Genomic DNA, 25,420 nt, shown 5'->3' with positions numbered 1-25,420 from the left:
TGCCTCAAACAGGAAACCAGGGTCGGTTCGGGACGGTTTCGGTCATGGGCCCCGGAACCTGCATGCCGAGCCGGCCAACCACCTTTTGCCGTTCAATCTTCGCTGGCCGGTCATGGATCGGCAGCAGGAAGGTATAATTGTTCAGGAGTTTCTTGATGGCCCCCTTCTCTTCCCGTTTGCTCTGGGAGTGATTGCCGGTCACACGCGGTTCTTTCCAGTTGTTGGTCATCACGTGATTGACGATCTGATCGTTGAAATCATAGATGACATCGCCGCAAATGCAGGCAAGGCCTTCGGATGTTTCAACAATCACATTCATGCTGCCTTCAGTGTGGGCACCCGCGGCTTCACACCAGACACCCGGGATGATCTCCTCGGCGCCGGTAATGTCGAGATCCAGAAACTGCATCGCTTCCGGTTCATAGATCCGGTCGACAAGGTGTTTGATGTCCGGCTTCGGATATTGCGGAAACATGATGCCGGAGACCGAAAATTCCATTTCCTTGCGGTTGATCACCACGGTGGTGTTCATCGGGAAGAGATCGTCCTTGCCCGCATGGTCGATGTGCAGATGGGTGTGCAGTATGTAGCGAATATCGCCAAGCTTCAGTCCATGTTTCGCCAGCTGGTTCTCGATCATGTTGTCGTGGAACTGCAACCCGCGCATCCCCAGGCTTTCCATGATGGCGTTGTCCCGGTAACCGGTATCGACCAGCACCGGATACTCCCCGCCCAGGATGAGAAACCCGTAGACCGGGACGCGCCGCGTCCGCCCACATTCATGTCCCAGGACCAGAAAGCTCGTTTCAAGCTCGATATCACCATAGTCGAGCACGTGAATTTGCAAGGCCATATCGGCTCCTCCCGTTAAACGTTACAGCCGGTAAACCCGGGCTGCGGTATCATTGAAGATTGCGGATTGTTTCTTTTTGGACAGGGTGCTCGCTGCATCCTGAAAGGCATGGAAAAGCTCGGTGTAGCTGGTCCAGAGTTTTTCGATCGGATAGTTCGATCCGAACATGCAGCGGTCGGCACCAAAGATCTTTTCGGTGTCGGTCACCATCTGCGCGATGAATTCCGGATCGTTCTTGTGAATGAACGTGCCGAAGGCCGACAACTTGCTGACGACATTCGGACAGTCCGCCAGCCTCTTCATGCCGTCCTTCCAGATCTTGTGGCCGGCAGCACTGGTGTCCTCCTTCATGCCCGCATGCTGAAGGATGAAGGTCACGTCCGGACAGGATCTTGCCAGTTCGGCGGCTCCTTCCATCTGGCTGGAAAACACCTGCAGATCGAAACTCCAGCCATAATCGGCGAGCCTGGTGACATTCTTCCGGACCTGAGCGTCGCGGCACAGATCCGGGTCCTGTGCAAACCGGTAGAGCGGGTTTTCGTGCCAGTGGAACTGTTGCCGGATGCCGCGCATCAGCGGGTATTTCTTCAGCCGATCCAGTTGGCCCGTCACGTCCCGACCGGTAAAATCCGCATACCCGACGATGCCCGCGATGGTGCCGTAACTGTCTGCCTGTTCCTGCACCCAGGCCACCTCGTCCTCGAACCAGTTCGGTGCCCAGTTGGCCTGGACGTAGACGGATTTCGTGATCTCCGTGCCTGCCAGATCCGCACGGTATTCGTGAAGGCTGTAGTCCCGCATGATCGCTCGGTAAGGACCGAAAATCCGGGGCTGCTCCGGGCCCAGAAGCCAGGGCAGATCCTTCTGCAACCAGATATGATGGTGTGCGTCGATCATGTGCGCCTCGCCATTGTTAAAATGTGGTCGGTAACGGCTGCGGTGCTGGCACCATTGCCAAGAAAGTCGAGAACCGGCAGCACACCGGCCAATCCGGATGTGACCGGCTGGTAGTCGGGGTCTTCGGCGAGCGGTGACAACCAGTCGAGGCGCCAGGCGATGCGCGACAACTTGCGGACGGCGCCGATCATCTCGTCAGGTTCACCGCGCTCCAGACCGTCCGAGAGCACCATGACCGAAGCGCCGCGCGCAAAACCCGCATAGCGGGGAACGGACAGGAACGCCGACAGGGCATCGCCGATCCGGGTGCCGCCGTCAAAATCGGCAACCGCGTGGGCGGTGCGCGCCAATGCCTGCCCGCTATCGGCCGGCCGCAGCGCCCGGGTGATCCGTGTCAGCCGGGTCCCGAGCGTAAAGACCTCGACCGCGTCGGCTGCCTGCACGACCGCATGCGCCAGTTGCAGCAATGCTTCGGAGCGGTCTTTCATCGACCCGGAAACATCGATCAGCAGCACAACCCGTCTTTGCCGCGTCTTGCGCCGGGACTGGAACAGGCGCAGCACCTCGCCATCGCGCCTTGCAGCATCTCGCAGCGACCGGCGCATATCGATGCGGTCTCCGGATTTGGCGGTCCTGCGCCGATAGGACCGGCGCCGCGGCAGCAGGGCCGGGGCGTCTCTCAAGAGCCGCCGCAATGCCTCTTCGCGGCTTTCCTGCAGAGGGCGTTGCCCCAGCCGTTCTTCCACCGTTGCCTCCGCGCCGACCTCGCTGTCCTCCTCAGCCGCCTCGATCACCCGGCTTTCGGTCGTCGGCTCGAATGCCTCCACCTCATCCTCTTCGTCCCCCTCGGCCGGTGCCTGAAGGACCTGATCCAGAAACACCGCGCGGAAAAGCGCGTCATACTCGGCAAGCCGCTCGGGCGGGATCGCAAACAGGGCGCGCCCGGCGCGGTGAATATCGGTCATGTCGCGCGGACCCAGCAGGCCGATGGCGGCAATGAAATCCGTTGTCTGATCGGGCGAAACGGCAAAACCGGCCCGGCGCAGGGCTTGCGCAAAACGCAAAAACGGGTCCAGCGCGCTTGGCAGGGTCACGCCGCTTCTCCCGGCAGGATGGCCGTCAGGCGGTCGGCCAGATAGGTCAGATCGTCGTGGTCCTTCAGCGCCACACCGATGGACCGCCTGAAGGCTTCCGGCCAACGCACACCTTGCGCATTCAAGAGCGTCGCGGCTTCTGCCCATTCGACGGTCTCGGCCACACCCGGAGGTTTGGCCAGAGGCTCCGTCCGCAAATGGCCAACCGAGGCGACCACGGCCCGCGCAGTCGCTTCCGCCACCGTTGAGGCACGCGCCATGACGATGCTGGCTTCAAGTGCGGCATCCGGATAATCGATCCAGTGATAGACACACCGCCGGCGCAAGGCTTCATGGAGGTCACGTGTCCGGTTTGAGGTCAGCACGACCACAGGAGCCTGAACGGCCCTCACCGTTCCGGTTTCCGGAATGGAAATGCTGAAGTCCGACAGAAACTCGAGCAGGAACGCTTCGAATTCGTGATCCGCGCGGTCGATCTCGTCGATCAGCAGCAATGATCCGGCCGGGTCACGCAACACCTCCAGCAGCGGACGCGCAAGCAGGTATTCTTCTGCGTAGAGATTTATGTAACCGTCCCCGGCCTGCCGGATCGCCAGCATTTGCCTCGGATAATTCCACTCGTAGAGAGCCGCGGCGGAATCGATGCCTTCGAAACACTGCAGACGTACCACCCTGCGACCGAGCACGCCGCCCAGGGCCTTGGCGGCCTCCGTCTTGCCGACGCCCGGCGCGCCTTCGAGGAGCAAGGGTTTGCCGAGCGCCAGCGACAGATAGGCCGCCGTCGACAAAGCGTCATCAGCGAGATACTGCGCGTCGACCAGTGCCTTCTTGAGGCCGGACGGATCGGAAATCCCCGCTATGGTGGGCCGGACAACCACTAGGAGCGCACTCCTTGTGGCCGGGCGCCGCCATTGGCCTGAAGTCCCTTGAGAACCTTTTCCGGTGTGATCGGCAAATAGTCACAACGCACACCTATGGCGTTGTAGATCGCATTGGCGATCGCCGGCAGCACCGGGTTTGCACACATCTCCCCCGGACCCTTGCCGCCAAAAGGCGCGTCTTCGGCCGGCCGTTCCAGAACGGCAATATCATGCGGCACGATCTCGCCCGGCCCCGGCATCAAATAGCTGTTGAAGTCATCCGGGCCATGATCACGATCGGGATAATAGGGCTCCGTGGTTTCATAAAGGGCATGACTGACCCCCATCCACGCGCCGCCAATCAATTGCTGTTCGACCAGCTTCGGATTGAGCGCACGTCCCACTTCATAGGCTGAATTGATCTGCTGCACCGTGACCTCACCGGTCTCGTCATCAACCTCGAGATCAATCACCAGCGCCGCATGGGCAAAACAGGTCACCGGGGTCATTTCCCCGGTTTCGGGATTGGCCTGCGACGGCGGGATCAGGAAGATCCCGCGACCGGACAATGTGCGCCCCTGTTTGAATTGCGCGGCAATCGCCGTTTCGGCCACCGTGATCTTTCTGGACGGCGCGCCTTTGACGTGGATGTTCCCTGCCCCGTCGGTATCCAGATCGCTTGCATTGACTTCCAGTTCTTCGGCAGCCGCTTCCATCATCTGTTTGCGGGCCTCCGCGGCGGCCCGGATGACGGCGTTGCCGACCCTGTGGGTGCCGCGTGACGCAAAGGACCCCATGCAATGCGGTCCGGTATCGCTGTCTGCCGTATCGACATAGACATCTGCCACCGGAACACCCAGGGTTTCCGCCGCGATCTGGCGGGTGACCGACTTCATGCCCTGGCCCAGATCTATCGAACTCAGTGACACCATGAACTTGCCATCCGGTGTCGAATGAACCAGCGCCTGGCTTGGGTCACCGCCAAGGTTCATGCCAATCGGGTAGTTGATGCAGGCGAAGCCGCGGCCTTTGTGAACTGCCATCTCAGCGTCTCCTGAAACCAGAGGTGAAGGGCGAGCTGCCGGGGCGCTTGACGCCCCGATTGAATGGCTGCGCCGGCTCATATGGTGCCGGGGTGACCGGGGGCGGCGCTGCAGGTTGTTGCGGCGCAACCGGAGAAGCCGCGCTTGGCGGTGCTACGCCGGGCGGTACCGGGACAGACGGTGGCGCCGGAGGCGCAACAGGCTGGCCTGGCGCAAGCGCCGGCGGGGCTGCACTTGTCGGTGTTGCCGGAGTTGACGACGTCGTTGACGCAGTCGGCGCTGCCCCCATCCTGTGACCGATACGTTCTGCATCGATCTGCATGTCCGGGTTCTGCACCGGCGCCCCGACGATGGCTTCTGTATGTGTTCCGGCCGGAACACGGCCGCTGGCGGACTTGCTCGGCGACGTCGTGGCAACCTTGCCCTGGCGACGATCACCGATCCGGCCTTCTTCGTCGGTCGCGCTTTCGGGGATGGCACCGCGGTCGCCCTGCCCGCCTCCTGCAAGCGACGACTGGCTTGCCGCCGACGCCGAGATCGGCCAGTTGGCCTTGCTCGCAGCCACCTGACAGCATTCAATCAATGCCGTGTTCTTGGCCTTGCGCCGATGGGCTTTCATGTCGCCGTCGCGATAGGCGTTGAGAATCCGCAGTTCGACAGGGTTCATGCCGACGGCCTCGGCAATTCGGTCCATCTGGCACTCGATCGCAAAATCGACAGCCGTGATCCCGAAACCACGCATGGCGGTCGCAGGTGTCCGGTTGGTAATGCAGCAATAGACGTTGGAAGCCACGTTCGGAATTGAATAGGGGCCGGGCAAATGCCCGGTACCTTTGATGATCGCGTAAGGCGACAGGCGCATATAGGCACCGCTGTCGAAGAAACCGGTGAATTCCCGGGCGATGATCCGCCCGTCGTGCATCACTCCATCCTTCAGCCGCCAGCGTTCACCACCGCGTGGCGCTCCAACCTGCATCTCCTCATGGCGGTCCCAGGCAAACTTGACCGGGCGGCCGGTCAGAACCGCACCGAGAACGGCCGTCGGCTCGACGATTGAATCGACCTTACCGCCAAAGCCGCCGCCGGCGGTACCACCGATGAAATGCAGCCGGCTGGACGCCATATCGAGCAGCTTTGCGGTTGTTCCAAGTGAGAAAAACAGTGCCTGGGTGTTGGTATGACAGACAAACCGGTCGTTGGTTTCCGGTGCCGCGATCGCACCGCAGGTCTCGATAGGCGCCTGTTCGATGGGCGACATCTGGTACTCTGCCTCGATGACATGGTCGGCACGCGCGAAGGCGGCGTTCACATCGCCAAAACGGAGTTTCTGGTGATCGTATTTCGCGTGGTAATCGAATGAATTGTTGGGATAGACCTCGTTGACGACCGGTGCGCCGGGCGCGAGTGCTTCCTCCACATCCAGGACATGCCGCAATACCGAATAGTCGACCCGAACCGCCGCGACCGCATCGCGTGCCTGGCGTTCGGTATCGGCAATCACCCAGGCGACGGCTTCGCCGCGGTAGCGAACCTTGTCATGGGCGCACAGCGGTTCATCGTCACGGCCGAAATTGATCAGGGACAACAGGGTGTTCAGGTTGTTTGGCACATCCCTGGCCGTCGCAACCCGGCGAACGCCCGGCATGCGTTCGGCGGCCGACGTGTCGATGGACCGGATCTCGGCATGATGATGCGGCGAGCGTACCGCCCGCATGTGCAACATGCCGTCAAACAGATGGTCGTCATAATAGGGCGTGCGGCCCGTGACGTGACCCAGAATGTCCTGACGAACGGTTGGCTTGCCGATTTCCTTGAGGTTGTCGTCCCGCTCGTCGGCAAACAGGTCTTTGCGAAATTCAATGCTGGACATTACACAGCCCTCCGCTGCGTTCGTGCCGCTGCCGTCAGAATCGCATTGACAATCGGTTCATAGCCTGTGCAACGGCACAGATTGCCCGAAATGGCCTCGATGACCTCGGCGCGCGACGGATCCGGACTTGCGTCCAGCAAAGCCTTGGCAGCCATCAGCATGCCGGACGTGCAGAACCCGCATTGTGCCGCGAAGCCCTCTATGAAGGCGTCTTGCAGGGCATGCAGTTGCGGGCCGCCGGCCAGGCCTGCCGTTGTATCGACCCGCTTGCCCTCGACGGTTTCAGCCAGTGTCAAACACGACAAGTGGGCTTTCCCGTCGATCAGGACCGTGCAGGCGCCGCAGGTTCCCTGACCGCAACCGTGTTTGGGGGTCAGATCGCCCACACCTCGCCGCAGGACGTCAATCAACGGTGCCCCGGCATCGACGAAGAGTGCTGCCTCGGCATCGTTGAGTATGAATGTAACCGGCGCTTTGGGCATCAGACCCGTCCTCCGTTTTGCAGCAACCGTCTCAAGTGGACCGGGGCGACTTCGCGCCGATACCAGCTTGAGGCCAGAGCGTCGTCGACAGGTGCCAGACCTTCCGTGCAGACCGCACAGGCAGCGGCAATCGCGTTCGCATCGCTGCCCTGTGCCAGAGCGCGTTCAGCGGCCCGGGCGCGCGTCGGCAGCGGGCCCATGTTGCCAAACACCACCCTCGGATCGCCGCGCCGGGAAGACACGGCAATCGACATCACCGAAACGCCCTTCGGCTTGACCCGGCTGACCTTGCTGAACAGGAAGCTGCCGGGCTCGATCCGCGGCACCGTTACGGCTGCAACAAGACCGCGCAGCTGATCGCGTCCCGACAGGAAACTTTCGACCGGAAGCGACTGGCCGTTGGCCATGACGACCTGCGCATCGAGTGCCAGAAGCGCCACGGTGATATCGCCGTAAGGATTGGGCGCAAACAGATTGCCGCCGATTGTCGCCATGTTGCGCAGGGCCGGCCCACCCACAAGACGCGCGACCGGATGCAGCACCTCGGCATCTCCGGATGCCAGAATATCGGACATCGTGGCGCCAGCCCCGATCCTCAAACCGGCCGCATCGTTGCCGATGTTCCTGTCTGTCTGGCGAACCCGGACAATCCGGTCAAAACTCTGGTCGCCGTAGGTCACGGCACGCATCACCAGCGTTCCGCCTGCGATGTACTGGCTTCGGTCTCCCAGCGCGCCGGCAGCCTCCGTTATCGTTTGATAGGTCTCGACCGATAACATCCTAGCCCTCCAGGCCCAATTCGGCCCGGATTGCTCCAAAGCCGGCGTCATAAATGTCTCTGGCAACCATCTGCACGAGGTCCTCGCACCGGGCGGCGGGCGCATCGAATGACCCCTCACAACGCCAGAACGTGTGATCGAGATCCGTGACCGGGATGAGCTGCACGTGGCTGACGTAATTCAGAAGCGGGATCGGCGTATCGAGCAGGCAATAGGTGTAGGCGGTATCGGCATCCGACAGCGCCAGAAGCTGTTCCCGCAGCTCTGCACCATCGGTCAGTTTGAACCGACGGATGCAGCCGATCCGGTCAGCCTCCCGGGACCGCTCGATCTGACTGGAGGCCACGGCCGGATGCCACCGGTCATGACCATTGAAATCCCGCAAGATCTCCCAGACGGCCTCGATCGGGGCCTTGAGTATCGTGCTGCGAACCACCTTGACCACGATCAGCCCCCAAAGTGCCTTTTGAGCGCATCAAACCCGCCCTGGAACACGTTGGTCGCGATCCCGCTGACCAGGTCCGCTTCCTTGTCCGGATCGCAGTTGAACTCTGCGGACCATTCGGCAAAACAGCGGTCGCCATCGGTAACGGGGGTCAACCGGATCGTCGCGATGTAATCCGTGAGCGGCATCGGTCCTTCGAGCATGGTGTAGCTGTAGAAGAGGTCATAGTCGGACATGCCAACAAGCTGCTCACGGATCATGTCGCCGCTTTGCAAATGGAAATTGCGAATACAACTGATCTTGTCGCTTGGAAAAGCGTCCTCGATCCGGCTGTCGCGGATACGTGGATGCCACTTCGGCATTCCGTTGAAGTCGCGTATCCGCGCCCAGACGTCCGTCGCCGACGCATTGATCACAGATGAAACAAATACCCGGGCCATTATTTGTTTTCCTTCGCACCCTGGGTGCGTTTGATTTCAGAAGCTGCGCGGGTCATGTCGCTGGCATCGCGAAAGATCGTCGATTTCGCGATGTTGCTGCCGTCGATACCGATGTCGTTCAGCAGGCTGTCGACCATGGGTGCCTGAACGCGGTAGCGCAGTGCGGAGTTCATCACTTCGTCGGTGGGGCTGCTGCTGCCGCCACCTCCACCGCCGCCCGAACCGTTGCCGGATCCGTTGCCGTCAGCTGCCCACTCGAACCCTCTGGTACCCGAGCCGCCGAGCTGCATGATCTTGATGTCGTTGATCTTCTCAAGCGGCTTGGCGGAGGCGGCCACAATGCCTTCGACATGCTCCAGGAGCTTGCGTTTGAAGAGAGAATGACGCGCTTCGTCCGTAAGAACGTTCTCGGCTTCGTTGATGAGCCTTGCAGCTTCGGCCTCGACCGCTGCCCGGACCTTCTCGGCCTCCGCCGCAATCCGCTTCCGCTCCGCCTCAAGCTCTGCCGTGGTGATCCCGACAGTCTTGGCCCGGAGCGCGATTTCCGTCTCGCCGGCCGTCGTTGCCTGCTCGGCAGCGGCAACAGCGCGTGCACGGGCGTTTTCGGCCTCCACGGCAGCAGCGCTCTTGTCCAGTGACTTGCGATAAAGAGCGATCGCCTTTTCCATCCCGATTTCCTCGACAACCTTCTCCCGCTCGATTTCCAGACGGCGCCGCTCGGTCTGGTGGCCGATACGCGCGTCGTCCAGACCCCGTTCGGAAGCAATCTGGGCGCGTTCGACTTCTTCGCGGCTGGCGATCTCGGCTTCGCGAAGAACCTGAACCCGGGCGATTTCCAGCTGTTCCAGTGCCTTCTTGCGTTCCAGTTTCTTGGTGTCGATCAACTGCTCCGCTAGGATCTTCTCTGCATCGACAGTCCGCTGTTTGGCGACTCTTGCAGCCTCGATCGCTTCATCGGAGGCAATCTGCGCGGCGTCCAGCGCCTTGTTGCGGGCGATTTCGAGATTGCGGATCTTTTCGTCGCGGGCAATTTTTTCGACCGTGGTCTCGGCCTCTTTCTCGATCCGCTGCTGATCAAGCAAGCGGCGGCTTGAGATTTCAGCGGCTTCAGTTGCCTCTGCCTTCTCGATCTCGCGGCTGCGCACTTCCGCATCTCTGGCAATCTCGGCAGCACGGATGCGCGTGGCTTCGCTGATCTTGGCAGACTTCACGACTTCCTGAGCCGCGACATTGGCGACATCCACAGCGCGGTTTCTGGCGATCTCACGCTCACGCATGTCCTGTTCAAAGGCAATGCGCTCTGCCGCCAGTTTCTTCTCCTTGGCAATCCGCTTGGCTTCGACCGCCTCTTTCTGTGCCGTGTCGGCGAAGGCAATGGCCTGTTCGCGGGCGATGTCCCGCTCTTTGGTACGTTCTTCGTTTTCGATCCGCTCGACCGCGGTTCGCGCTTCCGTGGCAATGCGTGCCTTCTCGACAAGCTCCCTGCTGGCGATCTCGGCCTGATCTATTGCCTGATTGCGGGAGATTTCAGACTGGCGGACGCGTTCTTCCTGGGAAATCCGCTCCTTTGCGGTGGCTTCCATTGCCGCTATTTCGGCGGTATCCAGGGTCTGACGCTGCATGATCTCGAGGGACCTTGTCGCCTGTTCGGAAGCAATGCGTTCCGCGGCAATGACCTTCTCACGCGCGATGCGGGCCGCTTCGATCGCCTGGTCCGCTTCGATCTGGGCGGCGTCCAGCACTTCGCGGCGTGCAATTTCAAGGGTCTTTGTTTCCTTGTCGGAGCTGATGCGCTCGGCATTGATGGTGCGCTCCTGCGCAATCCGCAGTTTTTCCGAAGCTTCCCGGGCAGCGATTTCAGCTTGTTCGACAGCCAGATTGCGCGCAATTTCGCGTTCTCGTGTGCTCCGTTCCAGCAAGATACGAGCCTCTGTCACGCTTTCTTCCTGCGCGATACGCGCCCGTTCGGTTGTTTCACGCGCGGAAATTTCAGCGGCGTCAATCGTCCTTTTGCGCTCGATCTCCTGGCGCTGGGTGTCCAGGTCCTTCGCAATGCGTGCTTCGGTGATGATCCGTTCCTGGGCGATGCGCGCTTTTTCTATGGTTTCCCTTGCCGCGATATCTGCGGAATCGGTGTCCTGGGTGGTGGCAATCCGCGTCTGAGTCAGTACCTTTTCCTGATTGATCCGCGCGGTTTCGATCTTCTCGCGTGCAGTGATCTCCGCTTCGTCAATCACCCGGGTCCGTTCGATTTCCTGTTGGCGAATGGTTCGCTCGGAGGCTATCCGCGCCTCGGCGATCTGTTCGTCGTTTGCGATCCGGGCGGTCTCGATTGCCTCGCGGCTGAGCAGGGTTGCCTGTTCAGCTTCCTTTTCCCGTTCGGAGCGCTCGCGAGCCAGTTCGGCGCGCTGCTGCGCCCGTCTGAATTCGATCTCGCGTTCCTGTTCCAAACGTGCGGTTTCACTCTCACGCTCGATATTCAGGGTTTCTTTTTCGGCTTCCAGATTGCGCGAGCGGATCTGCAGCATTGTATTTTGTTCAATGTCGTTGCGCAGTTTCCGGCGGGCTTCGATGGCTTCGACGACGAACGTCAGACCCTCGGCATCAAACCGGTTGGACGGATTGAAGAACTCGATATCTGTCTGGTCCAGATCCAGAATCGCGACGCTTTCAAGTTCAAGGCCGTTCTTGTCGAGGCCTTCCTGCGCCATCGCAATCACGCGGTTTACATATTCGCCCCGCTGCTCGTGCAACTCTTCCATCGTCATTTCAGCGGCAACCGAGCGCAGCGCCGAGATGAACTTGCCGGAAAGAAGCTGGTGGATCCGCTCGGGCTCGAGGGTGCGCCGGCCCAGGGTGGACGCGGCAAGCGTCACGCCCTTTTTCGACTGGGCGACCCGGACATAAAAGGACGCCTCGACATCGATCCGCATCCGGTCCTTGGTTATCAGGGCATCGGATTTCTCGCGGACCGCATGAAGGTCCATGGAATTCATGTTCACCGGCGTGATGTCATGAACGATCGGCCAGACGAATGCGCCCCCGTCGATCACGACCTTTTCGCCCAGGAAACCTGTTCTAACGAAAGCGATTTCCTTGGTGGATCTGCGATAGAGCCAGTTCATCACCCAATAGAGGATGAAAATGACGATCACGGCCATGATGAGCCACAAGATCAGTTGTCCAATGAGTTCGCCGGTCATGTGTTTTCCTCCCGCCAAGCCGACTTAACGGTTGATCGCTTTGAATTTTCTTGTTTGCTCGGTAAGCGCAATTTCGGTCGGCAGCCGCTCCATCGACGACGCCCCGTAAAACCCGTGGCAGTACCGGGTGTTCTTGAGAACGAATTGCGCGTCCTCCGGCATCGCGACCGGCCCGCCGTGCACGAGAACAATCGCATCGGGGTTCACGTCGAGGGCCGCTTTCGCCCAGGCATCGGTCAGCGCCGGAGCCTGCTCGAGCGTGCACCCTGTTTCCGCGCCAATGGAGCCGCCTGTGGTCAGCCCCAGATGAACAACAATGATGTCGGCACCGGCCCTGGCCATCGCCGCAGCATCTGCCTCGCAGAAAACATACGGTGTGGTCAGCAGGCCCTTCTTGTGGGCAGCCGCAATCATGTCGACTTCCAGCTGATAGGACATGCCGGTCTCTTCCAGATTGGCCCGGAAGGTGCCGTCGATCAGTCCGACCGTCGGAAAATTCTGCACACCGCTGAACCCGGCGTCCTTCACCTGATCCAGAAACCTGTCCATCAGCCGAAACGGGTCGGACGCACATACGCCGGCAAGGACGGGGGTTCTGGACACCACCGGCAAAACCTCACCAGCCATTTCCATGACGACGGCATTGGCGTCGCCGTAAGGCATCAGCCCGGCAAGGGATCCGCGTCCGGCCATCCGGTAGCGCCCGGAATTGTAGATGACGATCAGATCGATGCCGCCGGCCTCTTCGCATTTTGCCGACAGCCCCGTGCCGGCTCCCCCGCCGATGATGGGTTCACCGGCGTCGCGCATTGCGCGGAACTTCTTCATCAAGGTGTCGCGGTCAAACATGGATCAGGCTTTCCTGGCAGGTTGTGCCGGGCGGGCGTGAAAAGACCTGAAGGTCTTGATCACGAGCTCGGCAAATTCGGGATCGTTGATATGATGGGGGACGCGGACCAGCTGACGGTTCGCGGTTGTCCTGACGGTCTGTTCCAGCGTTTCAAACAGCGCCTTGTTGGCGGCAGGGTCCCAGAAGGGTCCGCCCGGCTTGTCCAGTGCCGACACGCCGCCGGCCGGCAGAAAGAACCTGACCACACCATTCATCCGGTTCAGCTTCTCGCCGATGAAACGGCCGATCTGAATGTTTTCTTCAACACTCGTGCGCATCAGCGTTATTTGCGGATTGTGCTCGTAGAACAGCCGGCCGCGGTAGTGGTCCGGAACGGTTTCGGGGGCATTGAAATTGACCATGTCCAGCGCACCGCACGCCCCGATATAGGGCTGGCTGCTGGCAATCATCGCGTCAAACCGGGTCTCGTCCGCGGCAAAGACACCGCCCGCAACCAGATCGCAAACTTCGGTTGTACTGATGTCGACGACCGCGCTCAGCATGCCTGAGGACAGAAGTTTTTCCATCGCACGGCCACCCGTGCCGGTGGCATGGAAGACCAGACAGTCATAGTCGGTCTCCAGTTGGGACATGACCTGCTGAACACATGGCGTGGTGACACCAAACATGGTCAGGCCAATGGCTGGCTTGTCGTTCACCGGCTTGGCGCTCTGGCGCGCCCTGGTCATTGCCGCGACAGCATTGGCGGCATTGCCAAGCACTTCGCGGGTGATCGAATTGAGGCCCTGAACGTCGGCCACCGAATGCATCATGGTGATGTCCGAGGCGCCGACATATTGCGCCGTGTTGCCACTTGCCACTGTGGAGACAATAAACTTGGGCACGCCGACGGGCGGCACCCGGAAGGCAGGTGAAACAAGAGCGGTTGCCCCGGACCCGCCAGCGGCCAGCAGTCCGGCAACGTCGGTTCGCTGACGCATCCAGCGCTCAAAGGCGACAGTCATGCCGGCAACGGCGCTGCCCCGGTCGCCGGTGAAAACGCCAGCCGATCCGCGCGGATGAAACCCGGCGACCGCAGCGGGCGGTATATCTGCACCGGACGGCTTGCCGCTGGTCGACAGGTCCACCAGCGCCACCCGGACACCCTGTGTCTTGATGATATCGCGCATGTAGCGCAATTCATCGCCCTTGGTATCGAGCGTTCCACACACGTAGAGGGTTCCGGTCCGACCGGTGACCGCCGTCATGGTGGTCGCGAGCGGTGCCGCTTCGACGTCCGTCACCGTGCGGGCTGAGCGCACCAGAACATCGACCGGAACGGGCGCCGTCCAGCGTGTCGGGGTCCTGGGATTTGACACATAGATCCTGGCGCCGTGTGCCTTCGGTTCGGGTCCCTTGACGCCGGCATCGGAAACGTCATCCGGTGTCTCATCATGGGCATGACGCCCGACACCCAGCAATGCCTGCTGCAGGTCCTTGTCGGAAGCCAGAAGCCCCGCGTCCATCACCCGATTGACCTTGCCATTGACCATGATGGCAACTTGTTCGGCAACAGAGCAGGCAACCCCGATATTCTGTTCGATGACCAGAACAGCGATGTCCCCGTCCTGTCCCAGCCGGAGCAACATCTCCGCAACCTGATTTACGATGACAGGCGCAAGACCTTCGGTCGGCTCATCCATGACCAGAAGTCTGGGGTTCAACAGCAAGGCCCGGCCGATCGCCAGCATCTGCTGCTCACCACCCGACAACTGCGCGCCGCCATTCGACTTGCGCTCCGCCAGCCGGGGAAACACGCCGTAGATCCGCTCCGGTGTCCAGGCACCGCCCCTGGTGGCAACCAGCCGAAGGTGTTCGTCAACCGTCAGGGACTTCCACAGCCGCCGGCCCTGAGGCACATAGCCGATACCCAGCCGGGCAATATCCGCCGGACCAAGTCCGGCAAGACTGTGCCCGTTGAAACTGATGGCGCCCGAGCGCACCGGCACCAGACCCATGATCGCCTTACAAAGCGTCGTCTTGCCCATTCCATTGCGCCCGACAACGGACAGGACACCGTTGCCGAGGGTCAGGTTGACGCCTTGCAGCGCATGGGATTGCCCGTAAAAGACGTTGAGGTCCTTGACCTCGAGGATGGGCGCGCCGCTGCCGCTACTCATGGCCACCTCCGAGATACAGTGCCTGGACTTCCGGGTCGTCCTCGATTTCCGCGGGCTTGCCTTCCTTGAAGATGCGGCCGTTGTGCATCATCGTGACCATTTCGCTCACCCGAAGGGCAACGTCCATGTCGTGCTCGATGATGATGTAGCCGACGTGCCCGGGAAGGCCGGTCAGGATCTTGACGAGTTCGGCTCGCTCGGTCGGCGACAGGCCGGCAGCCGGTTCGTCGAAAAGAATGAACCGGGGGGCACCGGCCAGCGCCATGGCAATTTCAAGCTGGCGTTGCTGACCGTAGGACAAGTCGCTGACCGATGTGTTCAGCGCACCGGTCAGATGAACCGTCGCTACGAGTTCTTCGGCCGCCTGCATCAATGCATCGGACTTGCTCGGCCGTTTGAAGGAGAACCTTCCCCGCGAAACACCGCGGCAGGCCAGATAGACATTGTCGAGCACCGTGAGCCCGTTGAACAGCAGGGAGATCTGATACGTCCGGCGCAGGCCGCGCCGGATGCGCTCCTGCGCGGGAAAGACCGTGACGTCTTCTCCGAAGAAACGGATTGCACCGCTTGTCGGCAGAAAGTCCCCGGTGATGCAGTTGAACAACGTTGTCTTTCCCGCCCCGTTGGAGCCGAGCACCGCGCGTCTCTCCCCCGGACGCACAACAATATTCACCTCAGACAACGCTTCCAGGGCGCCGAATTTCTTGGAGATGTTGCGGAGCTCCAGGGCATACCCGGCACCGCCCTGCACCGATGATCCCTTCTGGACAAGTGCATCTGTCATATCGGGTTGTCTCCCCGATCCTTGCCGGTCAGCGGGTCGCGATTGCGATTTGCGCGGAACCGGGCCCACAGGCCGAGAATGCCGTCCGGCGAGAACAACACGATTACGAGGAACCCGAGACCGATCACCAGCTGGAAACGCTCCCCGGCCAGGCCGAGGCTGACCAGGACATCCACTGCGAAGGTCTTCAGCAGCACATAGATGAACGCACCGATGAAGGGACCTATCGGATGCCGGAGGCCGCCGATAACCGCAATCACGAGGATGTCGATTGCAGGGCCGATTCCGATTGTACCTGGTGAAATCTGCGAGGATTGCCACGTCAGAAGGATGCCGCCGACACCGGCCAGCAAACCTGCGAAAGCATAGGCTGTAACCCGGTGGGCGGTGACGTTGTAGCCCAGCGCCGCCATCCGGCGCGGATTGTCCCGGACACCTTGCAACGCCAGCCCGAAAGGGGCGCGGCTGATGTAAAGAACCAGCAGATAAGCGGCGACCGCCCAAAAAAGGGTCAGATAATAGAAGGCATACGGGCCACGCCAGTCGACGCCGAAAAGCATCGGCGGCAGCACGGAATTGAAACCCTGGAAGCCATTGAAGAGGTCGTAGTTCTGCCGGACGAAATAGAAGAACGCCGCGGCGATGGCGAGCGTGATCATGATCGTGTAAATGCCTTCGGTGCGTACGGCCAGCCAGCCGATGGCAGCAGACAGGATCATCGTCAGGAACAAGGCCAGAGGGATTACGATCCACCACGGCCAGCCTTGCGAGATCGTGGAAATCGCGCTGTCGCCGAAAATCGCGACCATGTAGCCGGCAAATCCGGCGACCGCCATCTGCGCCAAGCTGACCATGCCGCCATAGCCGCCCAGGAACATCAGGCTGAGGGAAATGATGCCGAGGATGAAGGTCCATCCCATGATCTGAAACATCACGAACGGACTGACGAAAGCCGGCAGGACCAGGAGAACGACGCCCACCACCCAATAGGCCGGCGGTACAGTTTCAAACCTGAAGCCGCGTTGTTCGATGAGGGTCGAGGTTGCGTCTGCCATCGCCTAGCCCTGCCCCATCAGGCCTTGCGGGCGAAACGCCAGCACGACAACCATGATCAGGAAGGTCAGGACCACTGCATACGTCGGGAAATAGACCGACCCGAACTGTTCGGCCAGACCGATCAGAAGCGCGCCCAGTGCGGCGCCCGGGATCGACCCCATGCCGCCGACGATGACGACGACCAGACTGGCCAGCAAAAACCGAATGTCTTCGCCTGGCGCAACCGACTGGAACGTGCCGCCGACAACACCGGCGACACCGGCCAGTCCGGCCCCCAGCGCAAAGACGCCGACAAACACGATCTGGATGCGCGCGCCTGTTGCAGACAACATGTCGCGATCATCCACACCTGCCCGGATCATCATCCCGACACGGGTCCGGTTGAGCGCAAGCCACATGGCTATTCCCACGGCGACAGCCGCAAAGAAGATCACGATGCGAACCAGGGGATACTTCATGTAGACCAGGTCACCGCTGCGTTTTTGACCTGTCACGAACAGTGTCTCGATCGGTCCGGACAACCATGCCGGCGGCGAGATGTTGACAAAATCTCCGCCGAAGCCCCACAGCATCAGATCTGCCGCGACAATGGAGATGCCGATCGTCACCAGTGTCTGGCGAAGGTCCTGCCCTTCCATCCGGCGGAAGACGAGGATCTGCAGGAGAACGCCGCAGATGCCGACAAGAATGAATGCCACCGGAAACGCCATGAGCCAGAATCCCGTGATATCGGCGGCGTGAAACCCGACGTATCCCCCGAGCAGGTAGAGCGACCCGTGGGCGAGATTCACATTGCGCATCAAGCCGAAGATCAACGTGAAGCCACTGGCGACGAGGAAATAGAGACCACCCAGGGTGATGCCGTTGAAAAGCGCGCTGAGGAAGATCTTCTTTTTGCCGATCACGTCGACCAGCCCGGCGGGCCAGACTGCGAAGATCAGCCACAGCAAGATCACCACCGCGAGCGCCAGAATGGCCGTCCAGACCGGGTGTGCGTTTGCAAAGCGGCTCATGCGGATTGACCCGCACGCAGACTATTCGTCACTTCGCCCTTTGTGGAATCCTGCTGCACTCTTTCCTCCCACAGCCCGCAGTCGGGGCTTGTTGAGAGTGATGCTAGCGGGTGTTTTGGCGAAGGCACGTACCCCAAAGTCTGCTGGGTTTTCCCATCATCGGAAAAGCACCTTCAGGTCACATGGGCAACCCGGCGGTAGTCGCTTGGAGCAATGCCGACGTTCGAGGAAAAAAACCGCGTGAAACTCGCCTGCGACGAAAAACCGAGATCAAAGGCGATGTCCGTGACGGACTTGTCGGTGCCCAGCAGTTCCTCGATTGCCCGTTCGGATCTCAAGGTGTTCATGTATACATTCGGGGTCACCCCCATGTACTGTTTGAACAGCTTGAAAAAATGCGGCCTTGAAAGGCCCACGCTGCGGGCAAGCTTTTCCATTTCCATGTCTTCGCCCATGCGTTCCTGGATCAGACGCAGGGACCTGCGGACACGAAAATCGCTGAACCGGTTGAAGGCATTCAGCCGCGCCGTGCTGTCGATATTGGACCAGGACTGGTCGAAACTCGCCTTGGTCAATCCGAACAGCAACGTGTCGAACTGGCCCTGATCCTCATTTTCCAGAAGGAGCGCCGTGAGATGATTGACGAAACCCAGAATCTCGGCGGTCACCTCCAGTTCCGCCCTTCCGAATTTCAGCGCATTCTGGGCAGAGGACGAGTTTTCGAGAAACCACATCGGCTTGATGTAGAGCACGAGACAGACATGATCCCCGCCTTCGGCTTCATGGAAGCTGTGCGGTGCCCAGGGACTCACGGCCGCCGCCTGGGTCGCGTTCAACTTGCAGATCTTGTCGTCGCTGACAAGTGTCGCTGCCGGACCGTCAACGAGGAACACCAGATGCCCCTCGCGATGCGCATGTGTAATGATGGTTTTGTCCAGGCGGTATAGTGCGGCACGCCCAAACTGACCGTGACAAACTGCGATTGCATGGCTCATTTTGGACCCTCCCAAATCCGTAATGATGCTGCCCGGCAGAGGCGCGCTATTGTTGCGCTGCGTTACCTCGGCATATCCAAACTCACAGGTTCCTCCCTCATCCAAAAAGTCCTCGGTGTTCTCATCTCGATAAATTTCAGTCTTCATCGGGACATAGGCGCGCTACTCTGGCAAGCCATCGGGGTCAATAATCATACTCAAGGTTACTTCTCATGACTTGTCGTAGCGGAAACACTGTCCGAAACATGCGTTCATGGTGACGTGTATGCCGTTTTCACACGCGTGAAAAACTCTGCAGCATAGCTTCCCTGTTCGCGCGAACCATAGCTTGACCGCTTGCTGCCGCCGAACGGAACATGATAGTCGACACCGGCTGTGGGCAAGTTGACCATGACCATTCCGACTTGCGCTTTCTTTTTGAAATCGCTCGAGTATTTCAAACTCGTGGTGCAAATTCCGGCGCACAGGCCAAACTCCGTGTCGTTGGCGACCGCCAGGGCCTCATCGTAATCACGAACCCTGACAACCGACGCGACCGGGCCGAAGACTTCTTCCCTGTTGATGCGCATGTCGGGATGGGTTTCGGTAACAAGTGCGGGTTGAAGGAAATACCCGTTCGTCTCGCGCTCCACGACCTCGCCCCCGGCCCGCAACACACCCCCTTGCGCTCTCGCGACGGCAATATGGTCGAGGTCCTGCGCCAACTGGGCCGCATCCACCACGGGACCGATGTCCGATGAGGCATCCAGGGCATGGCCGACCCTCAGTGCCGACACACGCTCGGCAAGCGCACCGACAAACCGATCGTGGACCCGCTCGGTCACGATCAGCCTGGAGGACGCCGTGCATCGTTGCCCGGTCGAGAAGAAAGCGCCGTCGACAGCGCACTGCACGGCGATCTCCAGATCGGCATCATCCAGAATGACCAGAGGGTTCTTTCCACCCATCTCCAGCTGGATCTTGCGCTGATGGGGCAGACTTGCCGCGGCGACCCGGTCGCCGGTTGCCTGGCTCCCGGTGAAAGTGATGGCGTCGATGCGTGCATCCTCCAGCATGGTCTGCCCGACGACGGCCCCCGGCCCGGTCACAAGATTGAACACACCCGCGGGAACGCCCGATCTGTGGAGAATGTCGGCCAGTGCCCATGCACAGCCGGGCACAAGTTCTGCCGGTTTGAAGACCACCGTGTTTCCATAACAAAGCGCCGGAGCAATCTTCCAGGCTGGAATGGCAATCGGAAAATTCCATGGTGCGATGATCCCGACCACACCGACGGGTTCACGCGTCACTTCAACTCCGACACCAGGCCGGACGGAGGCAATGACCTCGCCGCGCAGCCGCAGCGTTTCGCCGGCATAAAACAGGAAGATCCGGCCGGCACGGGTGACCTCGGCGATCGCTTCGGACAGGATCTTGCCTTCCTCGCGCGCCAGCAGATTTCCAAGTTCGTCTTTCCGGGCCAGGATCTCCTGGCCCGCACACTGCAAGATATCGTGACGTTGCTGCAGGCCGCTCCGGCTCCACATTTCACAGGCATCCGCCGCAGCCGCGATGGCGGCTTGCGCTTCCGAACGACCGGCCTGCGCGTATTCATCGATGACATCACTCACGTCAGAGGGATTGATGTTCCCGGTCGCATGAGAGGTCGTCACCCAGGCACCGTTGATCAAAAGCGGCTTCATCCAACGCCCTCTTCATAAATAGATTCAAGCACCGACCGCGCACTTCCCACATCGAGACCTTGTGTCGTGGCGACGGCATCCGCCGCATCATCAAGGTCGGTTCGGGAGATCCCCATGCCGGCGAGAGAGGCGGCCATCGGCACGGCGGACAGAATGCGCCCGACTGCCTGGTGCAGGTCATCTTCCTGTCTGCCCAGAACTTTAAGCAGGATGTCCGCCTTTTCGGGCGCCATGACACGTTTGCGGATCACGCCGGGCAACACCAGCCGCGCGATTTCCGCCTCGTCCAGATCCGGATTTGTACGCGCAAGTGCCGCCGACATGGTCAATGACGGGCCAAGACCTTTTTCCTGGGACAACGCGGCATTCAGGCAGGCCGCCATCAATTCCCGTTGCAGGTCTATGCCTGCCAGTTTCCCGATCCTGGGCAAATTCACGACACATCGCGTCAGCCCATCCAGGGCCATGCCGTCGGCGGGCGGATTGTAGGCATTCGCCAGATAGGCTTCGAAACAGCGGATCAGGCTGAGAACCGCCGTTCGCTGGCTCTGCCGACTGTCGGCATCCAGGGTGACGGTCGGATCGCAGATCAGAACGGAGGGGAGGCCTGCACGCCAGCTTTCCAGCTTGCGCGTGCACGGATTGGGCAAGCCGTCGGCACCTGGAACAACATAGAGTTCCGGCCGGTTCGTTTGCGTTCGGGACAGGGCGTATCGGCATTTCCGCCCCAGTTCTATTGCACGTGCCGACCCGAAGGCCACGATCGCATCGGTGTCCGGTGCCAGACCGGTGGCCTGGGCGGCAGCGTGTCTGAGGTCGTGGTGACGGGCGAAGGAATACTGCCGTGGCTTCGCCGCCGAAGGCAGGCCTGTCTGAACCCGCTCGGAAAGCTCACTCTGCACCAACGTGCTGTCAAATATCAGCAATGGGTGCGTTGCGCCGGCTTTCTCCAGTTCGGAGTACAACGCGTCTTCAAGCACGCCATCAGCAAAATGCACACGCGTGGGGTATGTGATGAGCGTCATTGGCTCTCACCGGCGAATTGGAAGGCCAGAAAAATCGGGCGGCAAGTCATGTGCCGCCCGACAGATTGTGGGGTCAATAAGTGGTCTTGCACTCGGGCGTTTCACGGCCAGGCAAGCCGATGGCGGCGAAGGCTTCCTCGTCAAGGCCCAGGGTCTGGTTCACGTTGTCAACCATCTTGACCATCTTCGTCGCAAGGTTTCCATCCGGCAACTCGACCACTTCGGACACGAAGTTCGTTCCGATCGCCTGGCGATTCCCGTCAAGTGTGATGGTCTTGTTCGGTGCATCCAGCGACAGATTGCTCAGGCAGGACCGGAACGCCGCCTGGCCGTCCGACAGGTCGCCGTTGACGGTGTTCACGCACTCCAGCATCGCATTGGTTGCGTTGTAATAGCCGGTCGCCAGGAGAGAGGGCGAGGGAAAGCGCTGGTCCGCCGGGAACGTGTCCTGATACGCCTTCACATAGGCCTGCCACTTCGGATCCTCCCAGGTATCCGCCTGCGGACCCGAAGACGGTGTTCCGATCAGGGCTTTTTTGGCCGATCCTTCGGACGACAGAACCGTACCGTCCACCATGATCGAGCCGCCGATGAGGTTTGCGTCACCGCCGGCCTGCTGGTACTGGTTCAGGAAGTTGACGGCATCGCCGCCGCCAAGGCCGACATAGATCGCATCGACGTCATCGGGAAGCGCCGCGATGATCGATCCGAAGTCCTTGGTGCCCAGCGGGACCCACAGCCGTTCGGTGATTTCGCCGCCCGCCGCGCAGAATTCCGTGACAAATCCGAACACCTGCGTGTAGATGAAGGAATAGTCTTCACCGACCGTCGCGACCGATTTGTAGCCCTTTTCATTGAAGACATACTCGCCAAGACCGGCGGACCACTGCGATCCATCGGTGTTGAAGCGGAAGAAATTTTCCGACGGATCGACATAGGTCGTCTCCATCGCACCGGAGGCCCCGTTGATGAACGTGACGCCGGGCTGGGTCTTCGAATAGTCGCGGATCGCGATGCCTTCCGACCCGGAAAGCGGTCCGATCACGAGCTCGACACCATCCTGTTCGACCAGCTTGCGCGCGCCGCGCAGGGCACTGTCCGGCGACGCATCGGTGGACTGGATGATCAGCTCGATTTCACGCCCGCCGGCTGTCCCATCGGTTTGCGCAAGCGCGGTTTTCAATCCGCGAACGCCGTCTTCTCCCAAAACGGTGTAAGTCCCCTCGAGGGTGGCCAGCACGCCGACCTTCAACGGCTCCGCGGCCAACGCCGATGTCGCAGCCGCCGTCATTACGGCCACTATGGATAGTGATCCTAAAAGTGCCTTTTTCATTCCTGTTCCTCCCTGAAGTTTCCCGCCGTCCACAAGCTGTCTGGCGCTCGCAGGGGCTGGCACGAATGGTGCCGTACACAGGGTCAAACACAGATCACGCCAAGTGCGCCGACATAACAAGGCGTCTCTTTTTATGGAGTTATCCGGGGTCCGGAGACCGGGAACGCAGGACTTGCCGTGCGGCAAAAACCGCCGAACAGCAGGCCAGCAACGTCAGGATAACCGCCGCCACCGGCCAGGACGCCGTCACTGTCGAAAGGCTCGACAGGAACAACAGCAGCACGCCGACCAGAGCGATGAACAACGGCGCGAGCAGCGCGCGCGGGCGGTCCGAAAACATGAAGGCGGCAAACCGGATCCCGGCGACCGCGATGACAAAATGCGCGACGATCTCCAACGTCGAGGTGCACCAGATGGCATTCCCGAGTGTTGTTCCATCGGCTTCGCAGCTCTGCGTGCCGAATATCAGCATGTAATACTTGACGATCAACGCCACTGCGAGGCCAAGACCGAACAGCATCTGGACGACCATCATGACAATCCACGATGGCCTGCGGAAAGCTTCAAAAAAGGCGACTTCCCGGCCTGTGTCGTTGTTGGGCATGATCTGTCCCCGGTTTCATACGGAAGGCACCGTGCTGCAGCAGGACGCGGCTGGCAATTGCACGAGGGGTTACGACGTTACCGAGCGTCTGAATTGCGTGACGTCGCCCCGTGACGGGCCCTGCCCGCGCGACCCGGTTTGAGGGTCCGCGCATCGCATCTGTTGCAATTGTCATTCTCTCAAGGTGACCCGGGCTCGAAAAAGGCAGTCCGGATACCGACGCCGGCAAAAGTGCCGCACGACTGCTGCAACGACCTCCGGGGCGCAGCTCACCCGGAACATGTTCGCCGGTCAGAGGAAGGCAAAAACCTGATTGCCGGACAAATGCGCTCCCCCAACAAGAGCCGCTGGTTTTTTTGAGCCTGGCGGGGAAACCGCTGCGATCGGAACCCGGCGGGACGGGAAAACCGCAGGGTCGTGGCGCCCACGTTTCTCGATATCGCCGACGATGCGAGACAGTCGACACGCCTTATACCAATCTGAACAAACAGGAACCCTTTGGATGGCTTGTTCAGGGCCCCATGGTGCCTGAGATTATATAACCTCACTCGGCATCGGCATCGTCATTATGTTCCGGCACGCAATACGATACTGGAGCCTCCTGCAGCCCCAACGCATCTGTCATGGCAGCCGTACCGATCGCAAAGGAAGGCACTGTGGCAGCAGACCAGAGAGACGGAACGCAGGACAGCGTGTTGCAATCGCCGCCGAAGGTCACAAAATCCTGGTCTGCATGGGCCCCGTCCTTGGTGCCGATCTTGCAGGTGCAGATCGCCTTCAGCGGGTCAGTCGGGTCGAGTGTGCAGCGCGCATCGAGACAGTCCGTCCACGCACTTCCCGGCGCACACTGCATCACCGACTTATCTGCGGCCTGCCCGAACGAATAGGTTGATCTCAAGCTTACGGGTTCTGCCGCCGCTGTCGTGATTTCCGCGATATCATCGACTTTACTGGTCGACCCGTCCGTCATGGACTGGAAGGGTTTGCGTTGATCACACGTGGTCTGCAGCCCGAAATTCAATCCCTCGCGCACTTCGCAAGTGCAAATTCCATAAGTGAGAGGTGCACGCGGATCGGGCACACAAGGCGCGGATGTGCACAGCGCGTAGTAGCTGTCGCAAATTTTACCAGCTGAATGTGTGTCATCTGCGGAAGAGATGTTGGTGACACCCAACAGGATAAAAACTGCAAATAGTGGCAGGCAGATTTTTGCGGAATTTCTAATTAATCCTATGAATTTAACAATCGCAATCATGATAATTTCCTCCCCAATCTGATTGAAGACTATCATGAAGCGCGTATGCTTTCCTGAAAAAAGGCAGATTGATCTGCGCCAGACTGACCGGAGACTGTGTGGTTCAATTTTTCGCCGAAATCTGCTATTTCAGGTAGGGCAGCCGCTTTCTTTCGCCTGGGCCGGAAAATGTGACCTTGAAGTGACCTGCTGTAACGCGCAAGAACGGATCGCGGATCAAGGCTTTCCCAGGATCAAGTGGGATCGAGCGGTTTTTGGCGGTTTCCTGCCACTTCGGCCGAGGCCCGGCGAAAACGTCCGCGCAACTTCAGTTGGCACAAAATGCGCGATCTGCGGGAAGGCGAAATGCGCCATTTGAAGAAGCTCAATGGAAACAATTGTCGCGCAATTTCGAGATGTGAATAGCCCCGCGTTTTCTAGACGCCTTCGGCTTTCATTTTCTGCCGCCGTTCGAACTCGACGGGTGACAGCATGCCGTTCCTGGCGTGCTTCCGCGTCGGATTGTAGAACATCTCGATGTAGTCGAACACATCCTGCCTGGCTTCGATGCGGGTCTTGTAGGTCCGACGCCGTATCCGCTCGCGCTTCAACAGGTTGAAGAAGCTCTCGGCAACCGCGTTATCGTGGCAGTTCCCGCGCCGGCTCATCGAATGCTCGAGGTTGTGAGCCTTGAGGAACGAAGCCCAGTCCATGCTTGT

General features: G+C 60.3%; 23 protein-coding genes. All 23 read right to left on the bottom strand.

Going from position 1 to position 25,420, the window contains the following annotated elements:
* Nucleotides 1–4: 4 nt before the first annotated feature.
* On the bottom strand, nucleotides 5–853 hold the full coding sequence (locus tag WNZ15_RS24725) for an N-acyl homoserine lactonase family protein (protein ID WP_342895717.1): 849 nt from the start codon (nucleotides 851–853) through the stop codon (nucleotides 5–7).
* A 21-nt stretch (nucleotides 854–874) separates the two neighbouring features.
* Entirely contained in the window at nucleotides 875–1,750 is an 876-nt protein-coding gene (locus tag WNZ15_RS24720) for an amidohydrolase family protein (protein ID WP_342895716.1), read from the bottom strand.
* A complete protein-coding gene (locus WNZ15_RS24715; protein WP_342895715.1) occupies nucleotides 1,747–2,844 on the bottom strand; it encodes a VWA domain-containing protein in 1,098 nt (365 codons plus the stop codon). Before WNZ15_RS24715 ends, WNZ15_RS24720 begins: the two co-directional genes overlap by 4 nt.
* Nucleotides 2,841–3,722: a MoxR family ATPase gene (locus WNZ15_RS24710; protein WP_342895714.1), complete on the bottom strand. Its 882-nt coding sequence runs from the start codon at nucleotides 3,720–3,722 to the stop codon at nucleotides 2,841–2,843. The genes WNZ15_RS24715 and WNZ15_RS24710 overlap by 4 nt, the downstream gene beginning before the upstream one ends.
* Complete coding sequence (locus tag WNZ15_RS24705; RefSeq protein ID WP_342895713.1) at nucleotides 3,722–4,747, bottom strand: molybdopterin cofactor-binding domain-containing protein; 1,026 nt, start codon at nucleotides 4,745–4,747, stop codon at nucleotides 3,722–3,724. The genes WNZ15_RS24710 and WNZ15_RS24705 overlap by 1 nt, the downstream gene beginning before the upstream one ends.
* A 1-nt stretch (nucleotide 4,748) precedes the next feature.
* A complete protein-coding gene (locus WNZ15_RS24700) occupies nucleotides 4,749–6,617 on the bottom strand; it encodes a molybdopterin cofactor-binding domain-containing protein (RefSeq protein WP_342895712.1) in 1,869 nt (622 codons plus the stop codon).
* Complete coding sequence (locus WNZ15_RS24695) at nucleotides 6,617–7,099, bottom strand: (2Fe-2S)-binding protein (protein WP_342895711.1); 483 nt, start codon at nucleotides 7,097–7,099, stop codon at nucleotides 6,617–6,619. The genes WNZ15_RS24700 and WNZ15_RS24695 overlap by 1 nt, the downstream gene beginning before the upstream one ends.
* On the bottom strand, nucleotides 7,099–7,878 hold the full coding sequence (locus WNZ15_RS24690; RefSeq protein WP_342895710.1) for an FAD binding domain-containing protein: 780 nt from the start codon (nucleotides 7,876–7,878) through the stop codon (nucleotides 7,099–7,101). Before WNZ15_RS24690 ends, WNZ15_RS24695 begins: the two co-directional genes overlap by 1 nt.
* A 1-nt stretch (nucleotide 7,879) precedes the next feature.
* Nucleotides 7,880–8,323, bottom strand: coding sequence for an SRPBCC family protein (locus WNZ15_RS24685; RefSeq protein WP_342895709.1), 444 nt, complete (start codon nucleotides 8,321–8,323; stop codon nucleotides 7,880–7,882).
* A gap of 2 nt (nucleotides 8,324–8,325) precedes the next feature.
* Entirely contained in the window at nucleotides 8,326–8,763 is a 438-nt protein-coding gene (locus WNZ15_RS24680) for an SRPBCC family protein (RefSeq protein ID WP_342895708.1), read from the bottom strand.
* Nucleotides 8,763–11,966: a flotillin domain-containing protein gene (locus WNZ15_RS24675; protein ID WP_342895707.1), complete on the bottom strand. Its 3,204-nt coding sequence runs from the start codon at nucleotides 11,964–11,966 to the stop codon at nucleotides 8,763–8,765. The genes WNZ15_RS24680 and WNZ15_RS24675 overlap by 1 nt, the downstream gene beginning before the upstream one ends.
* Nucleotides 11,967–11,990: 24 nt before the next feature.
* Nucleotides 11,991–12,815 carry a phosphoenolpyruvate hydrolase family protein gene (locus WNZ15_RS24670; RefSeq protein WP_342895706.1) on the bottom strand — a complete coding sequence of 275 codons (825 nt, stop codon included), beginning with the start codon at nucleotides 12,813–12,815 and terminating at the stop codon, nucleotides 11,991–11,993.
* 3 nt (nucleotides 12,816–12,818) lie between these two features.
* Nucleotides 12,819–14,975 (bottom strand): ABC transporter permease, encoded by a 2,157-nt coding sequence (locus WNZ15_RS24665; RefSeq protein WP_342895705.1) that lies wholly within the window; start codon nucleotides 14,973–14,975, stop codon nucleotides 12,819–12,821.
* Nucleotides 14,968–15,759 carry an ABC transporter ATP-binding protein gene (locus tag WNZ15_RS24660; RefSeq protein WP_342895704.1) on the bottom strand — a complete coding sequence of 264 codons (792 nt, stop codon included), beginning with the start codon at nucleotides 15,757–15,759 and terminating at the stop codon, nucleotides 14,968–14,970. Before WNZ15_RS24660 ends, WNZ15_RS24665 begins: the two co-directional genes overlap by 8 nt.
* A complete protein-coding gene (locus tag WNZ15_RS24655; protein WP_342895703.1) occupies nucleotides 15,756–16,814 on the bottom strand; it encodes a branched-chain amino acid ABC transporter permease in 1,059 nt (352 codons plus the stop codon). Before WNZ15_RS24655 ends, WNZ15_RS24660 begins: the two co-directional genes overlap by 4 nt.
* Nucleotides 16,815–16,817: 3 nt before the next feature.
* Nucleotides 16,818–17,828 carry a branched-chain amino acid ABC transporter permease gene (locus WNZ15_RS24650; protein WP_342895702.1) on the bottom strand — a complete coding sequence of 337 codons (1,011 nt, stop codon included), beginning with the start codon at nucleotides 17,826–17,828 and terminating at the stop codon, nucleotides 16,818–16,820.
* Nucleotides 17,829–18,001: 173 nt separating this feature from the next.
* Nucleotides 18,002–18,823: an AraC family transcriptional regulator gene (locus WNZ15_RS24645; RefSeq protein WP_342895701.1), complete on the bottom strand. Its 822-nt coding sequence runs from the start codon at nucleotides 18,821–18,823 to the stop codon at nucleotides 18,002–18,004.
* A gap of 251 nt (nucleotides 18,824–19,074) precedes the next feature.
* On the bottom strand, nucleotides 19,075–20,505 hold the full coding sequence (locus tag WNZ15_RS24640) for an aldehyde dehydrogenase family protein (RefSeq protein ID WP_342895700.1): 1,431 nt from the start codon (nucleotides 20,503–20,505) through the stop codon (nucleotides 19,075–19,077).
* A complete protein-coding gene (locus tag WNZ15_RS24635; protein WP_342895699.1) occupies nucleotides 20,502–21,530 on the bottom strand; it encodes an iron-containing alcohol dehydrogenase in 1,029 nt (342 codons plus the stop codon). Before WNZ15_RS24635 ends, WNZ15_RS24640 begins: the two co-directional genes overlap by 4 nt.
* Nucleotides 21,531–21,603: 73 nt before the next feature.
* The gene (locus tag WNZ15_RS24630; protein WP_342895698.1) at nucleotides 21,604–22,863 is read right to left on the bottom strand and encodes an ABC transporter substrate-binding protein; all 1,260 of its coding nucleotides are present in this window, start codon (nucleotides 22,861–22,863) and stop codon (nucleotides 21,604–21,606) included.
* 139 nt (nucleotides 22,864–23,002) lie between these two features.
* Entirely contained in the window at nucleotides 23,003–23,467 is a 465-nt protein-coding gene (locus tag WNZ15_RS24625; protein ID WP_342895697.1) for a hypothetical protein, read from the bottom strand.
* A gap of 544 nt (nucleotides 23,468–24,011) precedes the next feature.
* Nucleotides 24,012–24,722 carry a hypothetical protein gene (locus WNZ15_RS24620; RefSeq protein ID WP_342895696.1) on the bottom strand — a complete coding sequence of 237 codons (711 nt, stop codon included), beginning with the start codon at nucleotides 24,720–24,722 and terminating at the stop codon, nucleotides 24,012–24,014.
* 416 nt (nucleotides 24,723–25,138) lie between these two features.
* Nucleotides 25,139–25,420, bottom strand: a 282-nt coding sequence (locus WNZ15_RS24615) for an IS3 family transposase (protein WP_342895695.1), incomplete at its 5' end; no start/stop codon positions are given.

Origin of the sequence: Roseibium sp. AS2, from assembly GCF_038900065.1 — a bacterium.
Taxonomy (GTDB): Bacteria; Pseudomonadota; Alphaproteobacteria; order Rhizobiales; family Stappiaceae; genus Roseibium.
Note: the sequence above shows the minus strand (reverse complement) of the source record. Positions and strands in the feature narration are given on the sequence as shown.

Excerpts from the sequence above, each read along its gene's own strand:
- WNZ15_RS24725 (WP_342895717.1), bottom strand. The coding sequence starts at position 853 with ATGGCCTTGCAAATTCACGTGCTCGACTATGGTGATATCGAGCTTGAA.
- WNZ15_RS24720 (WP_342895716.1), bottom strand. The coding sequence starts at position 1,750 with ATGATCGACGCACACCATCATATCTGGTTGCAGAAGGATCTGCCCTGG.
- WNZ15_RS24705 (WP_342895713.1), bottom strand. The coding sequence starts at position 4,747 with ATGGCAGTTCACAAAGGCCGCGGCTTCGCCTGCATCAACTACCCGATT.
- WNZ15_RS24700 (WP_342895712.1), bottom strand. The coding sequence starts at position 6,617 with ATGTCCAGCATTGAATTTCGCAAAGACCTGTTTGCCGACGAGCGGGAC.
- WNZ15_RS24695 (WP_342895711.1), bottom strand. The coding sequence starts at position 7,099 with ATGCCCAAAGCGCCGGTTACATTCATACTCAACGATGCCGAGGCAGCA.
- WNZ15_RS24690 (WP_342895710.1), bottom strand. The coding sequence starts at position 7,878 with ATGTTATCGGTCGAGACCTATCAAACGATAACGGAGGCTGCCGGCGCG.
- WNZ15_RS24680 (WP_342895708.1), bottom strand. The coding sequence starts at position 8,763 with ATGGCCCGGGTATTTGTTTCATCTGTGATCAATGCGTCGGCGACGGAC.
- WNZ15_RS24675 (WP_342895707.1), bottom strand. The coding sequence starts at position 11,966 with ATGACCGGCGAACTCATTGGACAACTGATCTTGTGGCTCATCATGGCC.
- WNZ15_RS24670 (WP_342895706.1), bottom strand. The coding sequence starts at position 12,815 with ATGTTTGACCGCGACACCTTGATGAAGAAGTTCCGCGCAATGCGCGAC.
- WNZ15_RS24665 (WP_342895705.1), bottom strand. The coding sequence starts at position 14,975 with ATGAGTAGCGGCAGCGGCGCGCCCATCCTCGAGGTCAAGGACCTCAAC.
- WNZ15_RS24660 (WP_342895704.1), bottom strand. The coding sequence starts at position 15,759 with ATGACAGATGCACTTGTCCAGAAGGGATCATCGGTGCAGGGCGGTGCC.
- WNZ15_RS24655 (WP_342895703.1), bottom strand. The coding sequence starts at position 16,814 with ATGGCAGACGCAACCTCGACCCTCATCGAACAACGCGGCTTCAGGTTT.
- WNZ15_RS24650 (WP_342895702.1), bottom strand. The coding sequence starts at position 17,828 with ATGAGCCGCTTTGCAAACGCACACCCGGTCTGGACGGCCATTCTGGCG.
- WNZ15_RS24645 (WP_342895701.1), bottom strand. The coding sequence starts at position 18,823 with ATGAGCCATGCAATCGCAGTTTGTCACGGTCAGTTTGGGCGTGCCGCA.
- WNZ15_RS24640 (WP_342895700.1), bottom strand. The coding sequence starts at position 20,505 with ATGAAGCCGCTTTTGATCAACGGTGCCTGGGTGACGACCTCTCATGCG.
- WNZ15_RS24635 (WP_342895699.1), bottom strand. The coding sequence starts at position 21,530 with ATGACGCTCATCACATACCCCACGCGTGTGCATTTTGCTGATGGCGTG.
- WNZ15_RS24630 (WP_342895698.1), bottom strand. The coding sequence starts at position 22,863 with ATGAAAAAGGCACTTTTAGGATCACTATCCATAGTGGCCGTAATGACG.
- WNZ15_RS24625 (WP_342895697.1), bottom strand. The coding sequence starts at position 23,467 with ATGCCCAACAACGACACAGGCCGGGAAGTCGCCTTTTTTGAAGCTTTC.
- WNZ15_RS24620 (WP_342895696.1), bottom strand. The coding sequence starts at position 24,722 with ATGATTGCGATTGTTAAATTCATAGGATTAATTAGAAATTCCGCAAAA.